16 protein-coding genes are annotated in these 22,404 nt (G+C 52.2%); 1 reads left to right on the forward strand and 15 read right to left on the reverse strand.

Annotation, left to right across the window (positions count from 1 at the left end):
* Positions 1-72 precede the first annotated feature (72 nt).
* On the reverse strand, positions 73-1,422 hold the full coding sequence (locus B9L21_RS09865; protein ID WP_063166218.1) for an MDR family MFS transporter: 1,350 nt from the start codon (positions 1,420-1,422) through the stop codon (positions 73-75).
* Positions 1,423-1,616: 194 nt separating this feature from the next.
* Here B9L21_RS09865 and B9L21_RS09870 point away from each other — a divergent pair, with 194 nt between their 5' ends.
* On the forward strand, positions 1,617-3,137 hold the full coding sequence (locus B9L21_RS09870) for a BCCT family transporter (RefSeq protein WP_063166219.1): 1,521 nt from the start codon (positions 1,617-1,619) through the stop codon (positions 3,135-3,137).
* A 232-nt stretch (positions 3,138-3,369) separates the two neighbouring features.
* On the opposite strand, the gene B9L21_RS09875 is transcribed toward B9L21_RS09870, so the two are convergent.
* The 14 genes from B9L21_RS09875 to ltrA all read right to left on the reverse strand — a co-directional run bounded on the left by B9L21_RS09875 (position 3,370) and on the right by ltrA (position 22,299).
* The gene (locus B9L21_RS09875) at positions 3,370-4,392 is read right to left on the reverse strand and encodes a LysM peptidoglycan-binding domain-containing protein (RefSeq protein ID WP_063166220.1); all 1,023 of its coding nucleotides are present in this window, start codon (positions 4,390-4,392) and stop codon (positions 3,370-3,372) included.
* 200 nt (positions 4,393-4,592) lie between these two features.
* Positions 4,593-6,524: a DNA mismatch repair endonuclease MutL gene (mutL, locus tag B9L21_RS09880; RefSeq protein WP_063166221.1), complete on the reverse strand. Its 1,932-nt coding sequence runs from the start codon at positions 6,522-6,524 to the stop codon at positions 4,593-4,595.
* Between the two features lie 13 nt (positions 6,525-6,537).
* Complete coding sequence (gene mutS / locus B9L21_RS09885; protein ID WP_063166222.1) at positions 6,538-9,261, reverse strand: DNA mismatch repair protein MutS; 2,724 nt, start codon at positions 9,259-9,261, stop codon at positions 6,538-6,540.
* A 95-nt stretch (positions 9,262-9,356) separates the two neighbouring features.
* Positions 9,357-9,905: an outer spore coat protein CotE gene (locus tag B9L21_RS09890; RefSeq protein WP_063166223.1), complete on the reverse strand. Its 549-nt coding sequence runs from the start codon at positions 9,903-9,905 to the stop codon at positions 9,357-9,359.
* 335 nt (positions 9,906-10,240) lie between these two features.
* Positions 10,241-10,672, reverse strand: coding sequence for a RicAFT regulatory complex protein RicA family protein (locus B9L21_RS09900; RefSeq protein ID WP_063166225.1), 432 nt, complete (start codon positions 10,670-10,672; stop codon positions 10,241-10,243).
* Between the two features lies 1 nt (position 10,673).
* A complete protein-coding gene (gene miaB, locus B9L21_RS09905; RefSeq protein ID WP_063166226.1) occupies positions 10,674-12,245 on the reverse strand; it encodes a tRNA (N6-isopentenyl adenosine(37)-C2)-methylthiotransferase MiaB in 1,572 nt (523 codons plus the stop codon).
* A gap of 230 nt (positions 12,246-12,475) precedes the next feature.
* Positions 12,476-13,342, reverse strand: coding sequence for a 2-oxoacid:ferredoxin oxidoreductase subunit beta (locus B9L21_RS09910; protein WP_063166227.1), 867 nt, complete (start codon positions 13,340-13,342; stop codon positions 12,476-12,478).
* Positions 13,309-15,081, reverse strand: coding sequence for a 2-oxoacid:acceptor oxidoreductase subunit alpha (locus tag B9L21_RS09915; protein ID WP_063166228.1), 1,773 nt, complete (start codon positions 15,079-15,081; stop codon positions 13,309-13,311). Before B9L21_RS09915 ends, B9L21_RS09910 begins: the two co-directional genes overlap by 34 nt.
* 171 nt (positions 15,082-15,252) lie before the next feature.
* Positions 15,253-16,176 carry a dipeptidase gene (locus tag B9L21_RS09920; protein WP_063166229.1) on the reverse strand — a complete coding sequence of 308 codons (924 nt, stop codon included), beginning with the start codon at positions 16,174-16,176 and terminating at the stop codon, positions 15,253-15,255.
* A gap of 92 nt (positions 16,177-16,268) precedes the next feature.
* A complete protein-coding gene (gene spoVS, locus B9L21_RS09925) occupies positions 16,269-16,529 on the reverse strand; it encodes a stage V sporulation protein SpoVS (protein WP_008878506.1) in 261 nt (86 codons plus the stop codon).
* 129 nt (positions 16,530-16,658) lie between these two features.
* Positions 16,659-17,453, reverse strand: a complete 795-nt coding sequence (locus B9L21_RS09930) for a TIGR00282 family metallophosphoesterase (RefSeq protein WP_063166230.1) — start codon at positions 17,451-17,453, stop codon at positions 16,659-16,661.
* Positions 17,454-17,562: 109 nt separating this feature from the next.
* The gene (rny, locus tag B9L21_RS09935) at positions 17,563-19,119 is read right to left on the reverse strand and encodes a ribonuclease Y (RefSeq protein WP_063166231.1); all 1,557 of its coding nucleotides are present in this window, start codon (positions 19,117-19,119) and stop codon (positions 17,563-17,565) included.
* Positions 19,120-19,595: 476 nt separating this feature from the next.
* The gene (gene recA, locus B9L21_RS09940; RefSeq protein WP_225995659.1) at positions 19,596-20,411 is read right to left on the reverse strand and encodes a recombinase RecA; all 816 of its coding nucleotides are present in this window, start codon (positions 20,409-20,411) and stop codon (positions 19,596-19,598) included.
* 70 nt (positions 20,412-20,481) lie between these two features.
* On the reverse strand, positions 20,482-22,299 hold the full coding sequence (gene ltrA / locus B9L21_RS09945) for a group II intron reverse transcriptase/maturase (RefSeq protein ID WP_063166233.1): 1,818 nt from the start codon (positions 22,297-22,299) through the stop codon (positions 20,482-20,484).
* Positions 22,300-22,404: the final 105 nt, after the last annotated feature.

The raw sequence follows: 22,404 nt of genomic DNA on the forward strand, positions 1-22,404 counted from the left end.
ATGATAGCCGCCGATGTTTAGCCATTTTTTGACGGACGTGCCGCGGCGGCAGCATTCCTCCTTCGACCGACTTTATGTCGTCCCCTCCGGCTGCCACGTGTTTCGGCTGGCTTCCGCTTCATCGCGGATAAAAAAGGAGGTAATGAGCGCGATGATGCTGCCAATTAAGCCAAATAAAAACAGGTGGCGAATGCCGGTCATAAATGTCGGCGCCTGCGCCAAAAACGCCCCCATCACCGTGACGCCGATCGCCGTGCCGATATTGCGGCAAAACATAAAAAAGGAAGTTGCAATCCCCTTTTCGTGGGCATCGGCCAATTGCTGCGAGCCGATGACGCCAACGGTCGACGTCAAGCCGAACGATAGCCCTTGCAAAAACATGATGAAAAAGACGTACCAAAACCCATGGCTTTCATTAAGCAAGGCGAGGAAAAGGCCGGAAGCGACAAGCAGCACGTTGCCGATGATCAGAAGCGGGCGGTAGCCATAGCGCAAAATCCACTTCCCCGCTGGCACGGCGGCGATCATCCAGCCGACAGACGAGCCAAGCAAAGCAACACCGCTCATAAACACGGACAAGTGGGCGACATTTTGCAAAAAGAGCGGGATGTAGCTTGACGTCCCAAACAAGGCGACACAGCTGACAAAGCCATTAATGTTCATCCATTTAAGCGTCCGATGATGGACAAGCGACAGCGGCACAAGCGGAGATGGCTGCCGTTTTTCGAAATAATAAAAGGCGACAAGCAACAACGCCCCGACCGCACCGTACCACCATTGCCCCCGTTCAACGACCGTCACAAGCAAAAGCAGGCTGATCGCCGCCGCAAACAGCGCCGCGCCCATATAGTCGACCGCCGCCCGCTTCGGTTCATACACTTCTTTATACGGAAGCAGCGTCAAAAGCGAGAGCAAGCAAATCGGAATGTTGACATAAAAAACCCAGCGCCATGTCGCATACTCGACAAACAGCGAACCTAAAAGCGGCGCCAACACGGCAGAAAGTCCCCACATGGCCGTAAAAAATGCTTGGATTTTTCCACGCTTTTCCACGGGGAACAAATCGCCGGCGATAATTGCCGGAAACGGCATCATAAATCCGGCCCCCACCCCTTGCAAGGCGCGGAATAAAACAAGCTGCACCATGTTTTGCGACAACCCGCAAAGAAGTGAGCCGATTAGAAATAAAATAATGCCAAAGCTGAATACTTTTTTGCGGCCGAATAAGTCCGACAGGCGACCGGCAATCGGCGACAGGACGGTGGTCGTAATCATGTACGATGCAAACGTCCACGCATACAGGGAAAATTCCCCAAGCTCTTTGGCGATGATCGGCATCGTCGTGTTCATAATCGTCGTATCCATAGACGCGACGAGCATCGCCAGCACGATGCTGATCATGACCGACAGGCGGCTGTTCATACCAATGACCTCCTTTTTTAAGTAAGCTACGAATATTTTATTTTACATGATAAAAAATGATGGCACCAAATGATATGCGTTGAACATCCGAATCATTTGTATTCGTTGTCGAATTTTGTTACCCTGTAAATGGAAATCCCCAAAACTGCTAACCTGACTCCCATCATATCATCGCGCCAGTAAGGAGGAGAGAGATGAAAAAAACGACGATTGTCTTTTCGATTTCGATTGTGATTGCCATTGCGTTTATTATTTGGGGGATGATTCCGGAATCTTTATGGCCGCGCTACAATTTAAATGCGGTCAGCAGCGCGGTACACACGTTTCTAATCGATAAATTCGGCTGGTTTTATTTGCTCAGCGCTTCGTTGTTTTTAGCGTTTTGTTTGTTTCTCATTTTTTCCCGCTACGGAAATATCCGTCTTGGCCGCGACGGAGAAAAACCGGAATACAGCTATATGACATGGTTTGCCATGCTGTTCAGCGCCGGAATGGGAATCGGGTTAGTGTTTTGGGGAGTGGCCGAACCGATGTCCCACTATTACACGCCGCCAACAGGGGAAGGGGCGACAGCGGAAGCGGCCCGTCTGGCGATGCGCTACTCGTTTTTCCATTGGGGGCTGCATCCATGGGCGATCTACGGTGTCCTGGCCTTGGCGCTCGCTTACTTCCAGTTTCGCAAACGGGAGGCCGGTGTTGTTAGCCGCACGCTGCGCCCGCTGTTTGGCGCACGCACAGAAGGCGGCCTCGGGGTAGCCATTGATACATTAGCCGTCTACGCAACCGTGTTTGGCGTCGCCACTTCGTTAGGGCTGGGAGCCATTCAAATTAGCGGGGGATTGCATCAGCTGTTTCCCCGTATTTCAAACAGCTTTTCGACGCAGCTGCTCATCATTGTCGTAGTCACTGTCTTGTTTATGCTCTCAGCGCAAACCGGCCTTAACAAAGGCATAAAATGGCTGAGCAACTTAAATATTGCGCTCGCGTTGCTGCTCATGGTTTTCATGCTGTTTGCCGGGCCGACGAATTTTATCATGGATGTGTTCACAGCAACGATCGGGACGTACTTGCAAAACCTCCCGTCGATGAGTTTCCGGCTGAACCCGTTTGAACAAAATGATTGGCCGAAAGTGTGGACCATTTTTTATTGGGCGTGGTGGATCGCGTGGGCGCCGTTTGTCGGGACGTTCATCGCCCGCATTTCCCGCGGGCGCACGATCCGTGAATTTATGATCGGCGTTTTGGCAGTTCCAACGATTTTCAGTGCTCTCTGGTTTTCTGTTTTTGGCGGTTCGGCCCTTTATCTCGAACAGTTCCGACATGCCGGCATTGGCGAAGTGATGAATGAAAAAGGGATAGAAACAGCCTTGTTCTTTACATTCGAACATTTCCCGCTCGCTACATTGCTTTCGGGAATCGCCATTTTGCTCATTTGCACGTTTTTTGTCACATCGGCCGACTCGGCGACGTTTGTGCTTGGGATGCAGACGACCAACGGCAGCTTAAACCCGCCAAACTCGGTCAAATTCGTCTGGGGCATTGTCCAATCAGCGACAGCGGCCATCCTTCTGTTCGTCGGCGGACTTGAATCGCTGCAGACAGCATCTATTATCGCCGCGTTCCCATTTGCGATCATCATGATTTTGATCGTTCTGGCCCTTATCCGCTCCTTCCAGCAAGAAACAGCGCGAAAAGCGCAAAAACCTGTCGAATAATGACTAAAGGTGTCCCGCTTTTAAGGACACCTTTTCTTATTTATATACCTAATGATTGTCAAACGCTATCATTCACACCGCCCTCCTGATGGGCAGCTACGGCAAAGGTCATGCATCGAAAGCACAAGAAAAAGGCTGCCCGCCAAAACCACAAAGCGCTTTATGCGAGCAGCCTTCCGCCGCATTCGGTTATGTGTTTAGGCGACAGGCAAAACGCCCATCCCCCATTCCGTTAGTTAAGCACCCGAACCGCTTTTACAAACCGCGTTTTCCAATACGAGGAAGTGAGCGATGAATACGTAACGCCTAACGAAACAGTCGCATTGATCATTTGCCCGTTGCCGGCATAAATGCCGACGTGGTTGATCGTGCCGTTCGAATCGGTGTCAAAAAAGACGAGATCGCCTTTTTGCAATTGGTTAAACGACACCGTTCTTCCGGCTTGCGCTTGGGCCGATGATGTGCGCGGCAGCGAAATGCCCGCCTCGCTAAAGACGCGCATCGTAAACGAAGAGCAGTCAAACACATCGGTGCGCGATGGGCTCGCCCCGTACAAATATCTCGCCCCTAAATATTTTTCACCGATTTCGATGATTCGGTCGGCAAGTGAAGCGGACGATTCAGCCGCAACCGGCTTGACGGCCGATACGCTTTGCTCGGCGCGGACAGCGGTTGCTCCGCCCGCCACTTTAATGGCTTGGCCGATGCGAATCACGTTCGGGTTCGTAATTTGCGGGTTAAGCGCCAACAGACGGTCGACGGTCGTTTGAAACTTGTTGGCAATCCCCGACAATGTGTCCCCTTTTTGGACGATGTACTGGCCGTTCACAGCCGCGGCCGCCGGCTGCACAGTATATGTATTTGTGCTTGCCTGTCCGCCCGTTACTTGGAGCGCTTGTCCGGCGCGGATAAAGTTCGGATCGGCAATGCTTGGATTCAGCTTGAGCAACGCGTCTACCGTTGTGCCAAACTTCCGGGCAATTCCGCTTAACGTGTCGCCGGGCTGAACGGTGTATGTATTGGAAACGGCTTGTTCGCTCTCGCTTTGTTCATCGATTTGCAATACTTGACCTGGAAAAATGAGATCAGAAGATAAATGGTTTTGTTGTTTTAATCGATCAACGGTCGTATCATATTTCTTCGCAATTCCCGAGAGCGTATCGCCTTTTTGCACCGTATAGCTCGCGGCTGAAGCGGCATGGCCGGCTAATAACGATCCGATCAATGTTCCGGTAAATAGAAGTGTTTTTTTCATGCTGCATCCCCCTATGACATCAATTTGACATTCCTCTATTTCTTTAGGTAAATTTCGCTATCACTCTACAAAATTCGCCATGTATTCCTGCACATGAGCCATTATAGTAAAATAAAAACAAGACGTCTGTAACAAGAAGAATAAAAGTAGATTACAAAATGATTACAAAAAAAGCTCCCTTGTCACAAAGGGAGCGTCATTTACATTACCCGTTTAAATAACTTTTCAATTTCATAGGTTGAAAAATGCACGATGATGGGCCGGCCGTGCGGGCAAGTGAACGGGTCGGTTGTCTTCCGCAACGCTTCGAGCAAAACGAAGATTTCATCGTTGCGCAAATGTTGGTTCGCTTTAATGGCGCGCTTGCAGCTCATCATGATGGCGGCTTGCTCGCGCAGCTGCTTGATATCGACCGTTTTGGCCGCCAGTACGTGTTCAATCATTTCCTCGATGATTTCTTTTTCTTTCCCTTTCGGAAACCACACAGGATGGGAGCGAACGAGAAACGCCCGTAGGCCGAACGGTTCAAGAAATACGCCGCAGCGGGCGAGTTCGTCGCGGCAGGCGGCGATTCGCTCGTATTCATCGGCCGGGTATTCAAACGTCAGCGGAACGAGCAGCTCTTGCACCTCATTGGTCACTTCACCAAGTTTTTCCCGGAAATATTCGTAGTTGACCCGTTCTTGCGCCGCATGCTGATCGATCATATAGAGCCCGTGTTCATTCTCAGCCAAAATATACGTGCCGTGCAGCTGACCGATTGGATAAAGCGGCGGGAGGCGGTCGGCCGCCGGTTTCCCGTCGGCCCGTCCGGTATCCGGCAGGTGCGCCGCCGGTTTTTCCCCGGCCTCGGCAGCCGGCTTCGGCTCGGCCATAAACGCGTCATCAGCACCCGCCTTTTTTTCTGAAATTATCGGCGCCGCCGCTTCTTCCCATCGGGCAGGCGCATCGGCTTGGGCGGCGGCGGGAGGCGGGCCAAGCGTTTCTTTGCCGGCTAAAGGCGCTGCTGCGGTCACATCGCTCGTTTCCCCCGCTTTTCCGTCGAGCGGGGCGGCTGGTTCATGAACGCGGTGGGCCAATGTCCAGGCCGCTTGCTCCGCCTTCGCTTTGGCCGTTTTGCTGTCGGCAGATACGGATGGAATGAGCGTCCGTCGGCGGAACGCTTGGCGGATTGCAGCGGTGACGAGCTCGTTTAACTCGGCTTCTTTGCTGAAGCGGACCTCGAGTTTCGCTGGATGGACGTTCACATCCACGAGCACCGGATCCATGTCAATCGCGAGAAATACAATCGGATAGCGGCCGATCGGCAACAACGTATGGTAGCCGGCCTCAATCGCCTTCATCAGCGGCATGTTGCGCACGTAGCGCCCGTTGACAATGAGCGATATATAATTGCGCGAAGCGCGCGTCACTTCCGGCAAGGAAACATAGCCGCGAACAGTAAAATCGAGCGACTCCGCCTCAAGCGGTATCATTTGCTTCGCCGTTTCCATGCCGTAAATGGCGGCGAGCACATGCCGGACATCACCGCTTCCGTTTGTCGCAAGCAACGTTTTGCCGTGATGGCGAAGCCGGAACGACACGTCCGGATGAGCAAGCGCTAACCGGTTGACGACATCGGCCGCATGACCGAGCTCAGTATGGATCGTTTTCATATATTTCAGCCTTGCCGGGGTGTTGAAAAATAAGTTGGACACCGTGATGTCCGTTCCTTTGCGCCCGGCTGCCCGTTCGCAAGATATGAGCGCACCGCCTTGTAACACAAGCTTCGTCCCCGGGCCGCGTCCAGTGCTGGTCACCAGCTCCACTTCGGACACCGAGGCAATGCTCGGCAGCGCCTCACCGCGAAAGCCAAGCGTGCGAATGCGGAACAAATCGTGTTCGTCTTGAATTTTGCTTGTCGCATGCCGTTCAAAAGCGAGAAGACAGTCATCCTCTTCCATTCCGTCACCGTTGTCAATAATGCGGATTTTCGTCATCCCGGCTTCCTCGAGTTCAATGTCAATCACCGTGCTATGGGCGTCGATGGCGTTCTCGACGAGCTCTTTCACCACCGAAGCCGGCCGTTCGACCACTTCGCCAGCGGCGATTTTGTTCGCTAGCTGATCGTCGAGCTTGCGAATGCGTCCCATCGCCCCACCTCCGTTATTTAAGCAGTTTTTGCAGTTCATACAGCTTGTTTAACGCCTCAAGCGGCGTCATCTCAAGCAAATTGACTTCCTTAAGCGCCGCGAGCGCCTTTTTCTCTTTGCCGGACAAGTGCGGCTCGGCAGGCGCCGGGACGAAGTCGGGAAACATGCTCAACTGTTCAAAGGCCGCTTCGTTTACTGCGTCTGCTCTATCTCCCGCTTCCTGCCTAGCGCTTCGCTCGTCAGCGCGGCCGGCGGCCGATTTCGCATTTGATTCCAACCCGCGCGGCGGCCGGAGCGCTTCTTTTGTGGCCGCACCATTCTCCGGCCCGGTTTCAAGCCCGTGCGCAAGGGCGCTGTTTCCAGCCGCTTGCTCGAGCTTGGCTAAAATATCGCGGGCTCGTTCGATGAGCGGAGCAGGCAGCCCGGCCAATTCGGCGACATGGATGCCGTAGCTGCGGTCAGCTGGTCCGTCGGCGATTTGGTGCAAAAAGACGACCTTGCCGTTTTCTTCGACGGCGCGGGCATGGACGTTGCACAGCCGCTCGAGCGAGCCTTCTAACGCGGTCAGCTCATGGTAGTGCGTGCTGAACAACGTTTTCGCGCCGATATAGTCGTGAATGTATTCGATCATCGCTTGCGCGAGTGCCATGCCGTCATACGTCGATGTGCCGCGCCCGATTTCATCGAACAAAATGAGGCTGTTTTGCGTCGCGTAGGCGATGGCGCGGCGCGCCTCGAGCATTTCGACCATAAACGTGCTTTGACCGGCCGACAAATCGTCAGCAGCGCCGATGCGGGTAAACACTTGATCGAAAATCGGCAGCACCGCTTGCTCCGCCGGGACGAAGCAACCGATTTGCGCCATGATGGCGGTGAGCGCCACTTGCCGCATGTACGTGCTTTTCCCGGCCATGTTCGGCCCGGTGATCAGCAGCATTTCCCGCTTGCGGTTCATATAGCAGTCGTTCGGCACGTATGTTTGCGCGCCGAGCACTTTTTCGACAACCGGGTGGCGGCCGCCTTGAATGGCCAAGACGCGATCGGCGGAAAATTGCGGGCGCACGTAGCGCCGCTCATCGCTCACCGTCGCCAGCGACTGAAGCACATCAAGCTCAGCGACCGCCTTAGCCAGCTTTTGCAGGCGCGGAATATATCCTTTCACCTGCTCGCGAATGGCGACAAACAGCTCATATTCGAGCTCTACACTTTTTTCTTCCGCTTCTAAAATGAGCGCCTCTTTTTCTTTCAACTCAGCGGTAATAAAACGCTCGGCGTTGGCGAGCGTCTGCTTCCGCTCATAGCGTCCTTCCGGAATGAGCGGAAGGTTCGGCTTCGTCACTTCAATATAATAGCCGAATACGCGGTTGTAACCGACTTTGAGCGATTTAATGCCGGTCGCTTCCCGCTCTTTCGCCTCCAGTTCGGCGATCCACGCTTTGCCGTTGCGGCTTGCGTCGCGATAGCGGTCAAGCTGCTCATCATACCCGTCTTTAATGATGTTTCCTTCCTTCACGGAAAGCGGCGGCTGTTCTTGAATGGCGCACTCAAGCAAAGCGACAAGCTCTTCGCACGGGTCCAGGCGCCCAGCCAGCTCGTCCGCTTCGGCAAGCGGCAGGCTGTCCACCGTCTGGCGAAGCGCTGGCACTTGAACGAGCGATTTTTTCAGCTGCACGAGATCGCGGGCGTTGGCGTTGCCGTAGGCGATGCGGCCGACGAGCCGCTCGATGTCATAGACGCCGCGCAGCTTGTCGCGCAGTTCGTGCCGTTCAAAATAGGACGTTTTCAATGTTTCTACGAAATCGAGGCGCCGTTCAATGGCACGCTGGTCAATGAGCGGCCGGTCAAGCCATTGCTTCAAGAGCCGGCCTCCCATGGCTGTCACCGTCTCATCGAGCAGCCATAGAAGCGATCCTTTCCTCCCTTTTGACCGCACCGTTTCCACTAACTCTAAGTGCAGCTTCGAATGCCGGTCCATTTTCATATACTGATCGACCTGGTACAGCTCAGCCGGCTGCAAATGGTCAAGCTGCCGTTTTTGCGTGCGGACGAAGTAATGGAGCAGGCGGGCGACCGTCGCCCGCAGCTTTTCTTGCGTCACATGGCCGGCGACGACGCTCCATTCGTCCCGCAGCGATGTTTCGTCTTCGTACGAGACGGCCGCTCCGTACCGTTCTTTCAGCTCGCGCACCCACTCCTCGGCACTGTCAGAGCCGATGACGATTTCCCGCGCCCCGATGGCGTGCAGCTCGTTTATCGTCTCCTCCCATGAAGAAAGGAGCGTCAACCGGACTTCGCCGGTCGATAAATCCGCGTAAGCCAATCCGTATGTACCGTCAGCAAACGGCGTCAGCGTCGCTAAATAATGGTTTTCTTTCTCGATGAGCCCTTTGCCTTCCATGAGCGTGCCCGGAGTAACTAGCTGAACGACTTCGCGGCGCACGACGCCTTTTGCTGTTTTCGGATCTTCCACTTGTTCGCAAATAGCGACTTTGTAGCCTTTTTCCACGAGTTGTTCAATATAGCCTTGCGCCGAATGGTACGGCACCCCGCACATCGGCACCCGCTCATCGCCGCCTCCGTCGCGGCTTGTCAATGTAATTTCTAACTCTTGCGCCGCCTTTATAGCGTCATCAAAAAACATTTCATAAAAGTCACCGAGCCGAAAAAACAAAAACGCGTCCGGATATTGCGCTTTAATATGCAAATATTGCTGGATCATCGGTGTATACGATGGCATTATTTCTCCCCAACCTTTTCGGCCAACAGACCGTTGATTGCGCTACTATTATAACAAGCGGCAAAAGAAAAAACTAGGAAAGAAATTTCCTAGTTTTACTCTTCTTCGCCGAGCAACAGGTCCGGGCTTAAATCTTCCAATTCTTCGTCAAGGTCGTCGTCATCGCAAAAATCGTCGTCTTTGCCGCACCCTTCTGGGTTGATGGCGACACACACTTTCGTTTCGCCGATCACTTCGGCGACAAACTCCCGCTCGACATCGACGACGATTTTGTTGCCGTTCGGCGAAATGGTGCATTCAAGGCAGTTTGGCTGCTGGATGACGCGGACGATAATATCGGTATCGTCGCTAATTAAATTGTCTTTATCGCGATATTTTAACTTGACCACATCGGTGTACGAGACCGTTTCCGTGACGACTTCCGTTTTCGTATTGTTGTTGTATGAATACCAGACGTTAATGTCGTAGTGGCCGTGAATTTCCACCGTTTTATCGCATTTTTTCGCTTCATAGCGGTGATTGATGATCCAGCAGCCGAGAATGCTTGACGGGCGGTTCGGCGCCGTCACCGTATGGGTCGATTGCGTGAACTTGCGGCCTTTGCCGACAACGGCTTTTGTAATAATTTCTCTGTATTCAGACATCGAACGGAACCCTCCTCAAATGAATCTTCATTTCATCCTATGCGTGATCTCCGCTAATGTGCACAGCAAATGAATCATTATTCCGTATAGTTCATTGTATGCATGTGTTCCGTTCAATGTGCCTGCTTTTTCACCACCGAACAGCCGCGCTGATCAGACGAGGGTCAGACGCCTGCCGATCGGAAAAAGACTCGTTGCCTAGCGCATCGCTGCAAGAGGCTTTTTCGAAAACGTTCCGCGCCGCCTGCACGCACAAAAAAGCCCCTAAACCGTCCTTGCAGGCCCGCTGCCCATGACAAATGAAAAAAGCGCCCGAAAGGACGCTTTTTTGTTCGTTAATGGCAGCCGCCATGCTTGTTGTAGCGAAGCGCGGCGCCCGTTTCACCGCGCAGCACATCGCCGCCGGTCGATGCAAGAATTTCATCAGTCACCGTATTGGAAATCGTCGAGGCGATGAGCTGAAGCAAATCGTTCACATCGGCTTGCGATTGCTGAAATTCGCTGACGATCGGAATTTGCTCCAGTTGCTCATAAATGGCGTCGATTTTCGCCTCGACGCGCTTCAGCGCTTCATGTTTGCCGTAGTGCTGGAGGTTGACCGCTTGTTTTTGCAGCGACTTTAACTCATTGATTAACGTGCGCACTTTTTCGTTTTGGTGGATTTTTTCTTCCGCCCGTTTGAAAAAGTCGACTTCTTCCGTTTCAGCGATCATTTTCGCCAGCTGCTTCGCCTTCGCCAAAATCTCGTCCCGCGTATATTTTGCCATCTTAGTTCACCTCGATCGCTTCATTCACTAATTCGCCCGTCAACGTCCACGTTTTCGCCTGCGTAATGCGCACGTTGACCAACTGGCCGACGAGCGATTTCGGGCCGACGAAGTGGACAAGCTTGTTTTTGCGCGTATATCCCGCTAGCACATCTGGATTCGTTTTGCTTTCGCCTTCAACGAGCACTTCGACGACTTGACCCTCGTATTGTTTCATTTTCTTCGCCGCAATCTCCTGAACGAGGGCGTTCAGGCGCTGAAGCCGCTCTTTTTTCACTTCCATCGGCACGTTGTCATTCATTTTCGCCGCCGGGGTGCCTTCACGCGGCGAGTAAATGAACGTATACGCCGAATCAAACTGGACTTCACGGTAAAGCGACAACGTTTCTTCAAACTGCTCGTCCGTTTCGTTCGGAAAGCCGACGATAATGTCGGTCGTCAACGCGACATCCGGAATGGCCGCTTTAATTTTGCGGACGAGTTCCAAATACTCCTCGCGTGTATATTTCCGCCCCATCATTTTCAAAATTTCCGTGCTGCCCGATTGCACCGGCAAATGAATATGTTCGACTAAATTGCCGCGCTTGGCAAGCACTTCGATGAGCCGGTCGTCAAAGTCGCGCGGATGGCTTGTCGTAAAGCGGATGCGCGCGATATCAATTTTGCGCAGCTCGTCCATCAAATCGCCAAGGCCGTATTGAATATCGTTGAAGTCTTTCCCGTAGGCGTTGACGTTTTGCCCGAGCAGCGTAATTTCTTTGTAGCCTTGGGCCGCGAGCTGGCGCACTTCTTGGATGATGTCTTCCGGACGGCGGCTTCGCTCCTTGCCGCGCGTGTACGGAACGATGCAGTACGTGCAAAACTTGTCGCAGCCGTACATAATGTTGACCCATGCTTTAATGTCGCCTTTGCGCACCTTCGGTAAGTTTTCGACGACATCGCCTTCTTTCGACCATACTTCGACGACCATTTCCTTCGACATGTACGCCTCATGCAAAATGTACGGCAGGCGATGGATGTTGTGCGTGCCGAAAATCATGTCGACATACTGGTATTGTTTTAAGATTTTATTGACAACCGCTTCTTCTTGCGACATACAGCCGCATACGCCAAGCAGCAAATCCGGGTTCGTCGTTTTGAGCGGCTTTAAGTAGCCGAGTTCGCCGAACACTTTGTTTTCCGCATTTTCGCGGATCGCACACGTGTTGAGCAAAATGACGTTCGCCTCTTCCGGACGGTCGGTCGGCTCATAGCCGAGCGCCATGAAAATGCCGGCCATCACTTCCGTGTCATGCTCGTTCATCTGGCAGCCGTACGTGCGGATGTAAAACTTCCGCCCGCGCCCCATGCCCCGGAACTCATCCGGAATCGTAAAGTCTTTCACATACTGCACTTCTTCCTTGCCGCGTTTTTTCGCCTCTTTTAAGTTGGGCGGAAGAAAGACGCTCGTGAAATATTTCTCATAGTCTTTCGTCGTTTTTGCTTTCAGCCGATCCAAGTCGGATTTTCTGTCCGCTGGATGGCTGGCTGTTTGAATTTGTCCGGTTTGTTCCAAACGTTGCTTTTCGTTCATAACAATCTCCTTTCCTCGTCAAATGTTTGAACGCACACAGCCAGGCGGCTTTCATTTTCGCGGCCGCCCATGTTGTCTCGGCAAATTTCTTCCATCACACACACTACCATAGTATATCGCGGGTGACAATGAAACACAATGGTTTTTGTTCCGGATGTCCGGAACATGTTATAATAGCAAAAAAACACCCGATGAGGCAAGTCCCCATCGGGCGTGAATCATTTCCATTTTTACATAAACTCCGCGACCAGTTCAGCAAATTTTTCTTTGCTTAGTTTCAAATCCGCTTCAGAAAGCGGCGTCTCGCTGTAACCGGGGACAAGCTCTTGGTACGACTTTTGCTCTTGATTTTGGTAGATGAGCCCGGTGACAAGCCCGTTATATTTCATCACCGTTTGCATCGCCATCTCCCGGTTGGATGGATCGTACCCTTCGATGTCGTCCACTTTCACCAAATGCTCTTTAAACCATTCGTACGTGTTCACTTTATTGTATGTGACGCACGGGCTAAAGACGTTGATGAGCGAAAAGCCTTTATGTTTGACGCCTTCTTCAATTAAGCTTGTCAACTCTTTTAAGTCGCTCGAGAAGCTTTGCGCGACAAACGTCGCTCCGGCGCTCAAAGCGATTTCAAGCGGCGACAACGCCGGCTCGATCGATCCTTGCGGCGTGCTTTTTGTTTTAAATCCGGCGGCGCTGCGCGGCGATGTTTGCCCTTTCGTCAGCCCGTAAATTTGGTTGTCCATGACGATGTACGTAATGTCGATGTTGCGGCGAATGGCGTGAACCGTGTGCCCCATGCCGATTGCAAATCCGTCGCCGTCGCCGCCGGCGGCGATGACCGTCAAGTCGCGGTTCGCCATTTTCACTCCTTGGGCAAGCGGCAAAGCGCGTCCGTGCGTGCCGTGAAACCCGTAAGAGTGAATGTAGCCGGAAATGCGACCCGAACAGCCGATCCCGGAAATGACAGCCAGCTGGTGCGGTTCCAACCCGAGGTTGGCGGCTGCGCGCTGGATGGCGGCTTGAACAGAAAAGTCGCCGCAGCCCGGGCACCAGTTTGGCTTCACATCATTGCGGAAATCTTTAAAGGTGGCCATTGTGCTAACAACTCCTTACATTTGGTATAAACGTCGCCTGGCAAGAATGGATTGCCGTCAAATTTCAAGACGCTTGCGATTTTATCGGCATGCCCGACGTTCATTTTCAACAAGCTCGCCAATTGCCCGGTCGCATTTTGCTCGATGACGACGACCCGTTTCGCTTTTTCAACAAGCGGCCGCATGTCGTCCACCGGGAACGGATGAAGCAGGCGGATGTGCGCGTGGTTGACTTTGACGCCGTCCTGCTCGAGGCGCTCAAGCGCTTCCTCGATCGCTCCGCGCGTTGATAAAAAGCCGACAAGCAGCAAATCCGGCTCTTCGTGGCGGATGTGCTTATGCACCGGCGTTGGGAAATGGATGTGCTCGAGCTTGCGCAGCCGCTTCTCCATTTGCGCCTGGCGGTTTGCCGCTGTTTCAGACGGACGCCCTGTTTCCGCGTGCTCGACCCCGGTGACATGGTGGATGCCGTGTTTCGTCCCTGGCAGCACCCGCGGTGAGATGCCGTCCGGCGTCACCTCATACCGTTTAAAATTGTCTTTGCCGGCAAGCGGCGGCAACTCCCCGTTCACAAGCTTGCCGCGGCGAATTTCAACACGGTCGTAGTCGAGCGGTTCGACCGTCTGTTTGCCAAGCGACAGCTGCAAATCCGACAGGAAAATGACCGGACATTGGTATTCCTCGGCTAAGTTCAACGCCTCCGCCATGTCGTAAAACGCTTCCTCGACGGTGCTCGGCGCCATAACGATTTTCGGAATTTCCCCGTGCGTGCCGTAAATCATCGCAAGCAAGTCCGATTGTTCTTGCTTCGTCGGCAAGCCGGTGCTCGGGCCGCCCCGCTGCGTATCGACGACAACGAGCGGCGTTTCCGTCATTCCAGCTAGGCCGATCGCTTCAGCCATGAGCGACAGCCCCGGTCCGGCAGAGGCCGTAAACGCCCGGGCGCCGGCGTAGTTGGCGCCGATCGCCATCGTGCAAGCAGCGATTTCGTCCTCCGTTTGAATGACCGCACCCCCGAAGTCAGGCAATTTTTTGATCAAATATTCCATGATTTCAGAAGCCGGGGTAATCGGATACGCGGCCATAAAGCGCGCCCCGCCGGCAAGAGCCCCTAACGCGATGGCATCGTTGCCGATCATAAACATCCGCTGTTTGCCGTCGGCTTTTGCGAGTTTCATAGGCTCAGCGCGGCCGTCAAGCTGCTTTTCCATATATTGCGCCCCGGTGCGGATCGCTTCCATGTTTTTCTCGACGACTTGTGCCCCTTTGCGGGCGAACGTGTCGGCGACAACGCTTTCGAACACGCCGGCATCTAAGCCAAGCACCGCGCTCGTCGCACCGATGGCAACCATGTTTTTCATCAGCGAGTTGCCAAGCTCCGTCGCGATATCGGTGAACGGAACAGCGTAAAGCGACACCCCTTCCCGTTCGGGAATTACCGGGTTGAATTTGGCGTCCGCAATGACGATGCCGCCGCTGCGGAGCTCGTGAAAGTTGAAATCGATCGTCTCTTGATCGAACGCGACCAAGATATCCAAATCATCCGCGACCGCCCGCACCGGTTTCGTGCTGACGCGGATTTTATTGTTCGTATGCCCCCCCTTAATGCGGGAAGAAAAATGGCGGTACCCGTATAAATAGTACCCGAGGCGGTTCAGCGCCGCGGAGAAAATTTCCCCTGTGCTTTCAATCCCTTCCCCTTGCTGGCCGCCTACTTTCCATGACAGCTGTTCGATCATGTTTTACACCCCTTTATGTTCACTACAGCCTCTCGATATCATTGTATCACTTTTCTGACAAAGAGACTACATTTTTGGACGCCTTTCGCCTGATAATTGTATTTTGTTAACGCTGTCATCGTTCCGCCTTTTATTCTAGGCTTAATAGAACTATATATTCAATGATATTTATCACTCCGGCAAATGCTCATAAAAATTGCGGAACAAAAAGCGCTCCACTTGACTGCTGGAGTAGTGCTTGTACAATTCATTGACAAGCCGAAGGTAGTCCTTCACGGCTTCAAGGCCAGCCACCGTCTCCGTAATGCCGTCAAAGTCAGAGCCAAACCCGACGTTGTTTTCCCCTCCGAGCGCGCATACGTAATCAAGATGGCGGAGCACATCCGCGACCGTCGCTCCCCGTTTGTCACCTGTCAAAAAATATGGCACAAAATTAATGCCAATCATTCCGTCTTTTTTGATCAGCGCCTGAATTTGCTCGTCCGTCAAATTGCGCGGATGCGGACAGAGGCGATGGGCATTTGAATGGGAAGCGATCGGAAAACGAGCCGTCTCCATCACATCCCAAAACGCTTTTTCCGATAAATGCGACACGTCCACCCATCGTTTCGTTTCATTGAGCAGCCCGATGACTTGCCGGCCGAACGCAGTCAACCCGGCGCCACGCTTTTCCCACGCCCCGTCGGCGACGGCGTTCGGAAAGTTCCACGTCAAGCCGACAGAAGCGACACCGAGGCGAAGGAGCGTCTTTAACTTGACAAGGTTGGCGCCAATCGCATCGCATCCTTCAAGCGTCAACATCGCGCCGATCTCCCCTTCTCTAAGGGAGGCAATGTCTTGTTTCGTCCGCACCGCCTTCACAGACGGAAACATGTCGACAATGCGGGTGAAAAACAGATCCACCATCTCAAGGGCCGCAGTGAACCGGGCCTCTTCCGGCACCGTTTCCGGCACGTAAATGGCAAAGCATTGCACTTTCACCCCAGCATCCGCCATTCCCGAAAGCGTAACATGAAGCGATGGCCCGTCCTGAAACGACAATGACCGGTCTTGCCATAGTTTCATCAGCGCGTCACAATGAGCATCAAAAATCATTCGCGTTCCCCCTTAAAAAGCAAAAATAACCTGCCTGCCTTCGAAATGGAAGGCGCCAACAGGTTATATTTTACCATTTACCGGTCATCCAGTTAACGAGGTTCGACGATTAATTTAATCGCTGTTCGCTCTTCTCCATCAATCATAATATCCGTGAATGCCGGAATGCAAATTAAGTCCATGCCGCTTGGTGCCACAAATCCTCGTGCGATCGCTACTGCCTTAACGGCTTGGTTCAATGCACCTGCGCCGATCGCCTGAATTTCCGCCGCGCCGCGCTCGCGCAGCACCCCGGCAAGTGCACCAGCTACAGAGTTCGGATTCGATTTTGCTGAAACTTTTAATATTTCCATTTCTAGCTCCTCCCTCGTTTCCTTGGAAAATGAATTTCGATAAAAAGTCTTCATTGTAACTATATTCACTGCTTCGACAACTATTCCTGCACAGGGGGAGCATGTTTTTAAAAATTTATAAAAAATAAACTATTCAAAATATGGATGGTCATCGTTAATCATTAAGCGCTCAATGCGAAGCGCCCGCCCACTTTTGGCGTCAACATCGACCAGCACAGCGTTCAGCTGGCTTCTTCCTTCCTTGATGCCAAAGCGAACCGGCAGCCCGGTTAAAAACTTGCGCAATACCGCCTCGCGGTCGACCCCTAAAATGCCGTCATACGGGCCGGTCATCCCCACATCGGTAATGTACGCCGTCCCTTTCGGCAAAATGCGGTGGTCGGCCGTCTGGACGTGCGTATGCGTGCCGATGACTGCGGACACGCGGCCGTCCAAATACCAGCCCATCGCCTGTTTTTCGCTCGTCGCCTCGGCGTGAAAATCGACGATGATGACCGGCGTGCGCGCGGCGGCAGCGGCAATCAATTCATCTGCGGTTTGGAACGGGCAGTCAATCGCCGGCAAAAACGCCCGCCCCTGCAAGTTGATGACCGCCGCCTCGCCATGCTCGGTCGGCACGTAGACGATGCCTTTCCCCGGCGTGCCGGGCGGATAGTTCGCCGGGCGGATCAACGCTTTGGCCTGATCGATAAATTCAAAAATATCGCGCTTATCCCAAGCGTGATTGCCGAGTGTGACAGCGTGGACGCCTTGCGCAAGCAGTGAACGGTAAATCGCCTCGGTGATTCCTTTCCCTCCAGCGGCGTTTTCCCCGTTAATGATGACGACATCCGGCCGGTGCTTTTCCTTTAATTTCGGCAAATAATGCTCGACCATTTTTTGCCCCGGCGCACCGACGACATCGCCGATAAATAAAATTCTCATCATCAATCCCTTTCTAACTTGAACGTATCGCCACGGCAAAGACCATCGAGCGATCGGTATACTCTCTTATTTTACGGGCAAAAAAATAAAGTGGCAATAGGCTGCCACTTTATTTCGCGTATTCGACCGCACGCGTTTCGCGGATGACGGTCACTTTAATATGGCCTGGATAATCGAGCTCTTCTTCGATCCGTTTGCGGATATCGCGCGCTAACCGATGCGCTTCCAAATCGTCGATCAGATCCGGTTTAACCATGATGCGCACTTCGCGTCCAGCTTGAATGGCGTACGATTTTTCCACACCTTCGTACGATTCGGCGATTTCTTCGAGCTTCTCTAAGCGGCGGATGTAGTTTTCCAGCGTTTCGCTGCGCGCCCCCGGCCGTGCCGCCGACAAGGCGTCCGCCGCCGCGACGAGCACGGCGATGACCGACGTCGGCTCAGTGTCGCCATGATGGGAGGCGATGCTGTTAATGACGACCGGGTGTTCTTTATACTTCGTCGCCAGCTCGACGCCGATTTCCACATGGCTTCCTTCCACTTCATGATCGATCGCCTTGCCGATGTCATGAAGCAAGCCAGCCCGGCGCGCCAGCATTTCGTCTTCTCCGAGCTCGGCCGCCATCAGCCCGGCTAAAAACGCCACTTCCACGGAATGTTTTAAGACGTTTTGCCCGTAGCTCGTCCGGAACTTGAGCCGCCCTAAAATTTTGATTAAATCCGGATGCAAGCCGTGGACGCCGACTTCAAACGTCGTCTGCTCGCCGACTTCGCGGATGTGTTCATCCACTTCACGGCGCGCCTTTTCAACCATTTCTTCAATGCGCGCTGGGTGGATGCGACCGTCCTGCACGAGCTTATCTAGCGCAATGCGCGCCGTTTCGCGGCGAATCGGGTCAAATCCGGACAAAATGACCGCCTCCGGCGTATCGTCGATAATTAAATCGATGCCGGTCAGCGTCTCAAGCGTGCGAATGTTCCGTCCTTCGCGTCCGATGATTCGCCCTTTCATTTCATCGTTTGGCAGATTGACGACAGAAACGGTCGTTTCGGCGACATGATCGGCGGCGCAACGCTGGATGGCGAGCGACAAAATCGCCTTCGCCCGCTTGTCTGCCTCCTCTTTCGCCCGCGTTTCCGCCTCTTTGACCATCATCGCAATCTCATGCGACAGCTCCTTTTCGACGCGTTCTAAAATGAGCTGGCGCGCATCGTCGCGCGTCAATCCGGAAATGCGTTCCAGTTCGGTTTGTTGCTGTTTGACGAGCGTTTCCACTTTGCTTTCCATTTGTTCAATATGCTGTTGTCTTTCGTTTAACGCTTCTTCTTTCGCTTCGAGCAGCGCCTCGCGTTTATTGAGCGCTTCATCTTTGCGGTCGAGGTTTTCCTCCTTTTGCATCAAGCGGTTTTCTTGTTTTTGGAGCTCGCTTCTCCGGTCGCGGATGTCGCGCTCCGCCTCCGTGCGCAGTTTATGAATCTCGTCTTTCGCCTCGAGAAGCGCCTCTTTTTTCAAGGCGTCCGCCGCGCGTTTCGCCTCTTCAATCAGCTGCTCGGCAGCTGCTTTCGCCCCGCCGATTTTCGCTTCGGCAATCGATTTGCGAATAAAAAAGCCAACAACGGCACCAATGACTAAGGCAAGCAAAGCGGAGATGATGATCGAACCCATCGTTTCACCTCCTCTTGCTGTACAGTTTTCTTTCGCTCTTTCTTCGCGCCACTGTTGTCCCCAACTGTCCGGCGCACGTGGACATTCCCGTTTTCAACGCATTGGCTCGGTCGTTTTGCCTGGCGTTCCCCATGCGGCCTTCGCCGCACGAAAGCGGTTCGCCTTCTCAGGCGGGCCTGTGGCCCTGCCGTGTATATGGACAAATATACATGTTCATTGTAAAGGCGGCAACATGAATTGTCAAGATATTACACAGGCGCGCCCGAACCGCCGCCTGTGCCGCTAAGGTGTATGGCCGGACATCGTCCCGCCTGCCCCGGGCGGAACGCAGCGAATCAGTCTCCCTTCGCTCAACGGTTCCCGATCACGGCGAAGAGCAACATGCTTCTCGACGCAAATATAGCCGCATTTGTCGTGACATCCACCGTCTTTTAAGAAAAAGGCGCCCCAGCAGTAGCTAGGACGCCTTCGTACGGTTACTCGTCAAGCAGCCCGAACTCGTCTTGCTGCGGTTCGCCGCCCGCCTCGCCGGCATCGATGCCGTAATGTTTGCGGATGGCGCGGGCGATCTCGTCGGCGATGTGAGGGTTTTCTTTCAAAAACTGCTTCGCGTTTTCCCGTCCTTGGCCGAGCCGTTCGTCTTTGTACGAATACCACGAACCGCTCTTTTGCACGATGTCAAGCTCGGACGCCATATCGATAATTTCCCCTTCGCGGGAAATGCCTTCGCCGTACATAATGTCGACGTCGGCCGTTTTAAACGGCGGAGCGACTTTGTTTTTGACGACTTTGATTTTCGTTTTGTTGCCCACCATGTCATTGCCTTGTTTAATTTGCTCGGCGCGGCGCACCTCTAAGCGGACGGAAGCGTAAAACTTAAGCGCCCGTCCCCCCGGCGTCGTTTCCGGATTGCCAAACATAACCCCAACTTTTTCGCGAATTTGGTTGATGAAGATGGCGATCGTTTTCGATTTGTTAATGGCGCCGGACAGCTTGCGGAGCGCCTGCGACATGAGGCGGGCTTGCAAGCCGACGTGGGCGTCGCCCATCTCCCCTTCAATTTCTGCTTTCGGCACGAGCGCCGCCACTGAGTCGATGACGATAATATCGACCGCACCGCTTCGTACGAGCGCTTCGGCAATTTCGAGCGCCTGCTCGCCCGTGTCGGGTTGGGAAAGCAGCAATTCATCGATGTTGACCCCTAATTTTTGTGCATAAACCGGGTCAAGCGATAGCGATAGGTAATAGTCACCCTCGGCGTTACCCGGAGGGGCTATTTTCCCCCGCTTCACACCGTGCGTGCGAGTTTCCCCGCACACGGCGTTCCATCGAGTACCTCGGTTACTAATCACGCCCAAGACTTCACCCGTGTATATATTTCCTGAATTTCTCTAATTTCTTGATAGCACTAGCTTTTAGGTGTCTAGTGTCTGTTTGATCAATTTCTTTCTTATGGATTAGTGTATGGCATTTGTCGCAGACCGATGCAAGGTTACTTATTTTATTTATTTCATTTAGCGGAAGTTTGTTGTTTATGTGGTGTGTTCTAGTGTTGAAAGGTTGTAGTATGTCACCACATATTTTACATTTCCCTTTATCCCTGTTGAAGGCGTAACATCGGTTCATAAAGAACTCGAAGTTGTATAGCTGACTGGATTTGACTCCTTGTATTAGGTTAAGGTATCCACTATCCAGGAGCCATTGTGTTCTAACTGTGAGTGGTTTCTTACCTGTGTTTTGGAGACGTATTCTTCTTCCTTCCGCTGTATAAGGTGTTTCCTCTTGGTTCTTTTGACTTGCTTTAATCCAAGTTGCGAATCCGATGCTCATTATGCCGAGCCATTTACCGTTTAGTTTAACCGCGGGTACTTGTTCGGTTCTGTCTGGGTATAGCGGTGCTAGGTTATAGCACTGATTGGCAGGTATCCATTGTGCTCCGTATTTCTTGATCGATTTGTAGGACGTATATTTGAGATTTTCTCTAAATTTTCTTACGTCCTTATTAATGCCAGGAGCGCTTGAGTAGTAATTGATGATGCCTCTAATTTTACTATTTATTAGATTGATGTCAGTTGCGAGCCACTCCTGGTCAGAGGAGTATTTTAATTTTCGAAGGTCCTTTTTAATTTGTTCGACCTTCTTCTTAATTTTGTCTGTGTCTGCACTCGCGTATCCGATGTATTTTCCATCTTTACCATGAGGTAACATTTTGATTTTGAAACCCAGGAATTTCATAGGTTTCTTTTTGATGTTGGTTATGAGGGTTTTATCATCGGATAGTTCGAGTTTCAGGTTTTCCTTTAAATATTTCTTAATTCGGTATTTCCATTTCTCCGCATTTTCCCTGCTGTCAGTAAATAGTACCCAATCGTCTGCGTATCTTACATAAAACTCGGGTCTGGTTATGGTTGAGTAGTTCCTGAGTGAGTTGAATTTTGCCGTGCGAATGGTGGTTCCATTTCGCATCCTCTTTTCTTCCCACTCTCTGGTTATCCATTGATCGAGTTTATGAAGATACACATTTGCCAGTAGAGGGGAGATTATTCCACCTTGTGGTGTGCCCATTTCGTTTACTTTGGTTTCTTTCATAACTCCTGCTTTAAGCATTGCTTTGATAATCATAAGCATACGTCTGTCTCGTATACCCATATGCCAAAGTTGCTTAATCAGGATGGTGTGATCCACATTATCAAAGAAACCTTTGATATCCCCCTCTATTACCCAGTTGTACCCTATGCGGTTACATATGAATACGCATCTTTCGATTGCGTGTTTTGTGTCTCTGTAGGGTCTGAACCCATATGAGTGTTGAAAGAATTGTGCCTCTAGAATTGGCTCGATTGTCATCCTCACACATTCTTGGATTATTCGGTCTGCAATTGTTGGAATGCCTAGGGGTCTCTTTTCCTTTTTCCCGGGTTTTGGGATGAATACCCTTCTGATTGGTTTAGGTTTGTATTTTTTGAAGCTTCTTTTGACGAAGTTTATTACCGCGTTGTAATTCTGTGTTAGTATGTCGTTGATGGTTTGTCCGTCTGTACCTGCTGTTTTACTTCCTCGATTAGCTTTGATCTTATGAATCGCAGATACGATGACGACATCACTACTCGCGATTTCAGTTAACCCCTTAAATCTTGGAATATCCCCTTTTTCTAAGCATTCCTTCGTGATTGCATACATTCTGTCCTGTAGGTCGCGGAACTCTTGTTCCGTCCTCGGGCTGATTAGTTCTTGAAACGTGTTTGTGATAATATCAAATCCTTTCTTTCAGGATTTGCATTATAC

The sequence above is a fragment of the Geobacillus uzenensis genome, from assembly GCF_002217665.1.
GTDB lineage: Bacteria > Bacillota > Bacilli > Bacillales > Anoxybacillaceae > Geobacillus > Geobacillus subterraneus.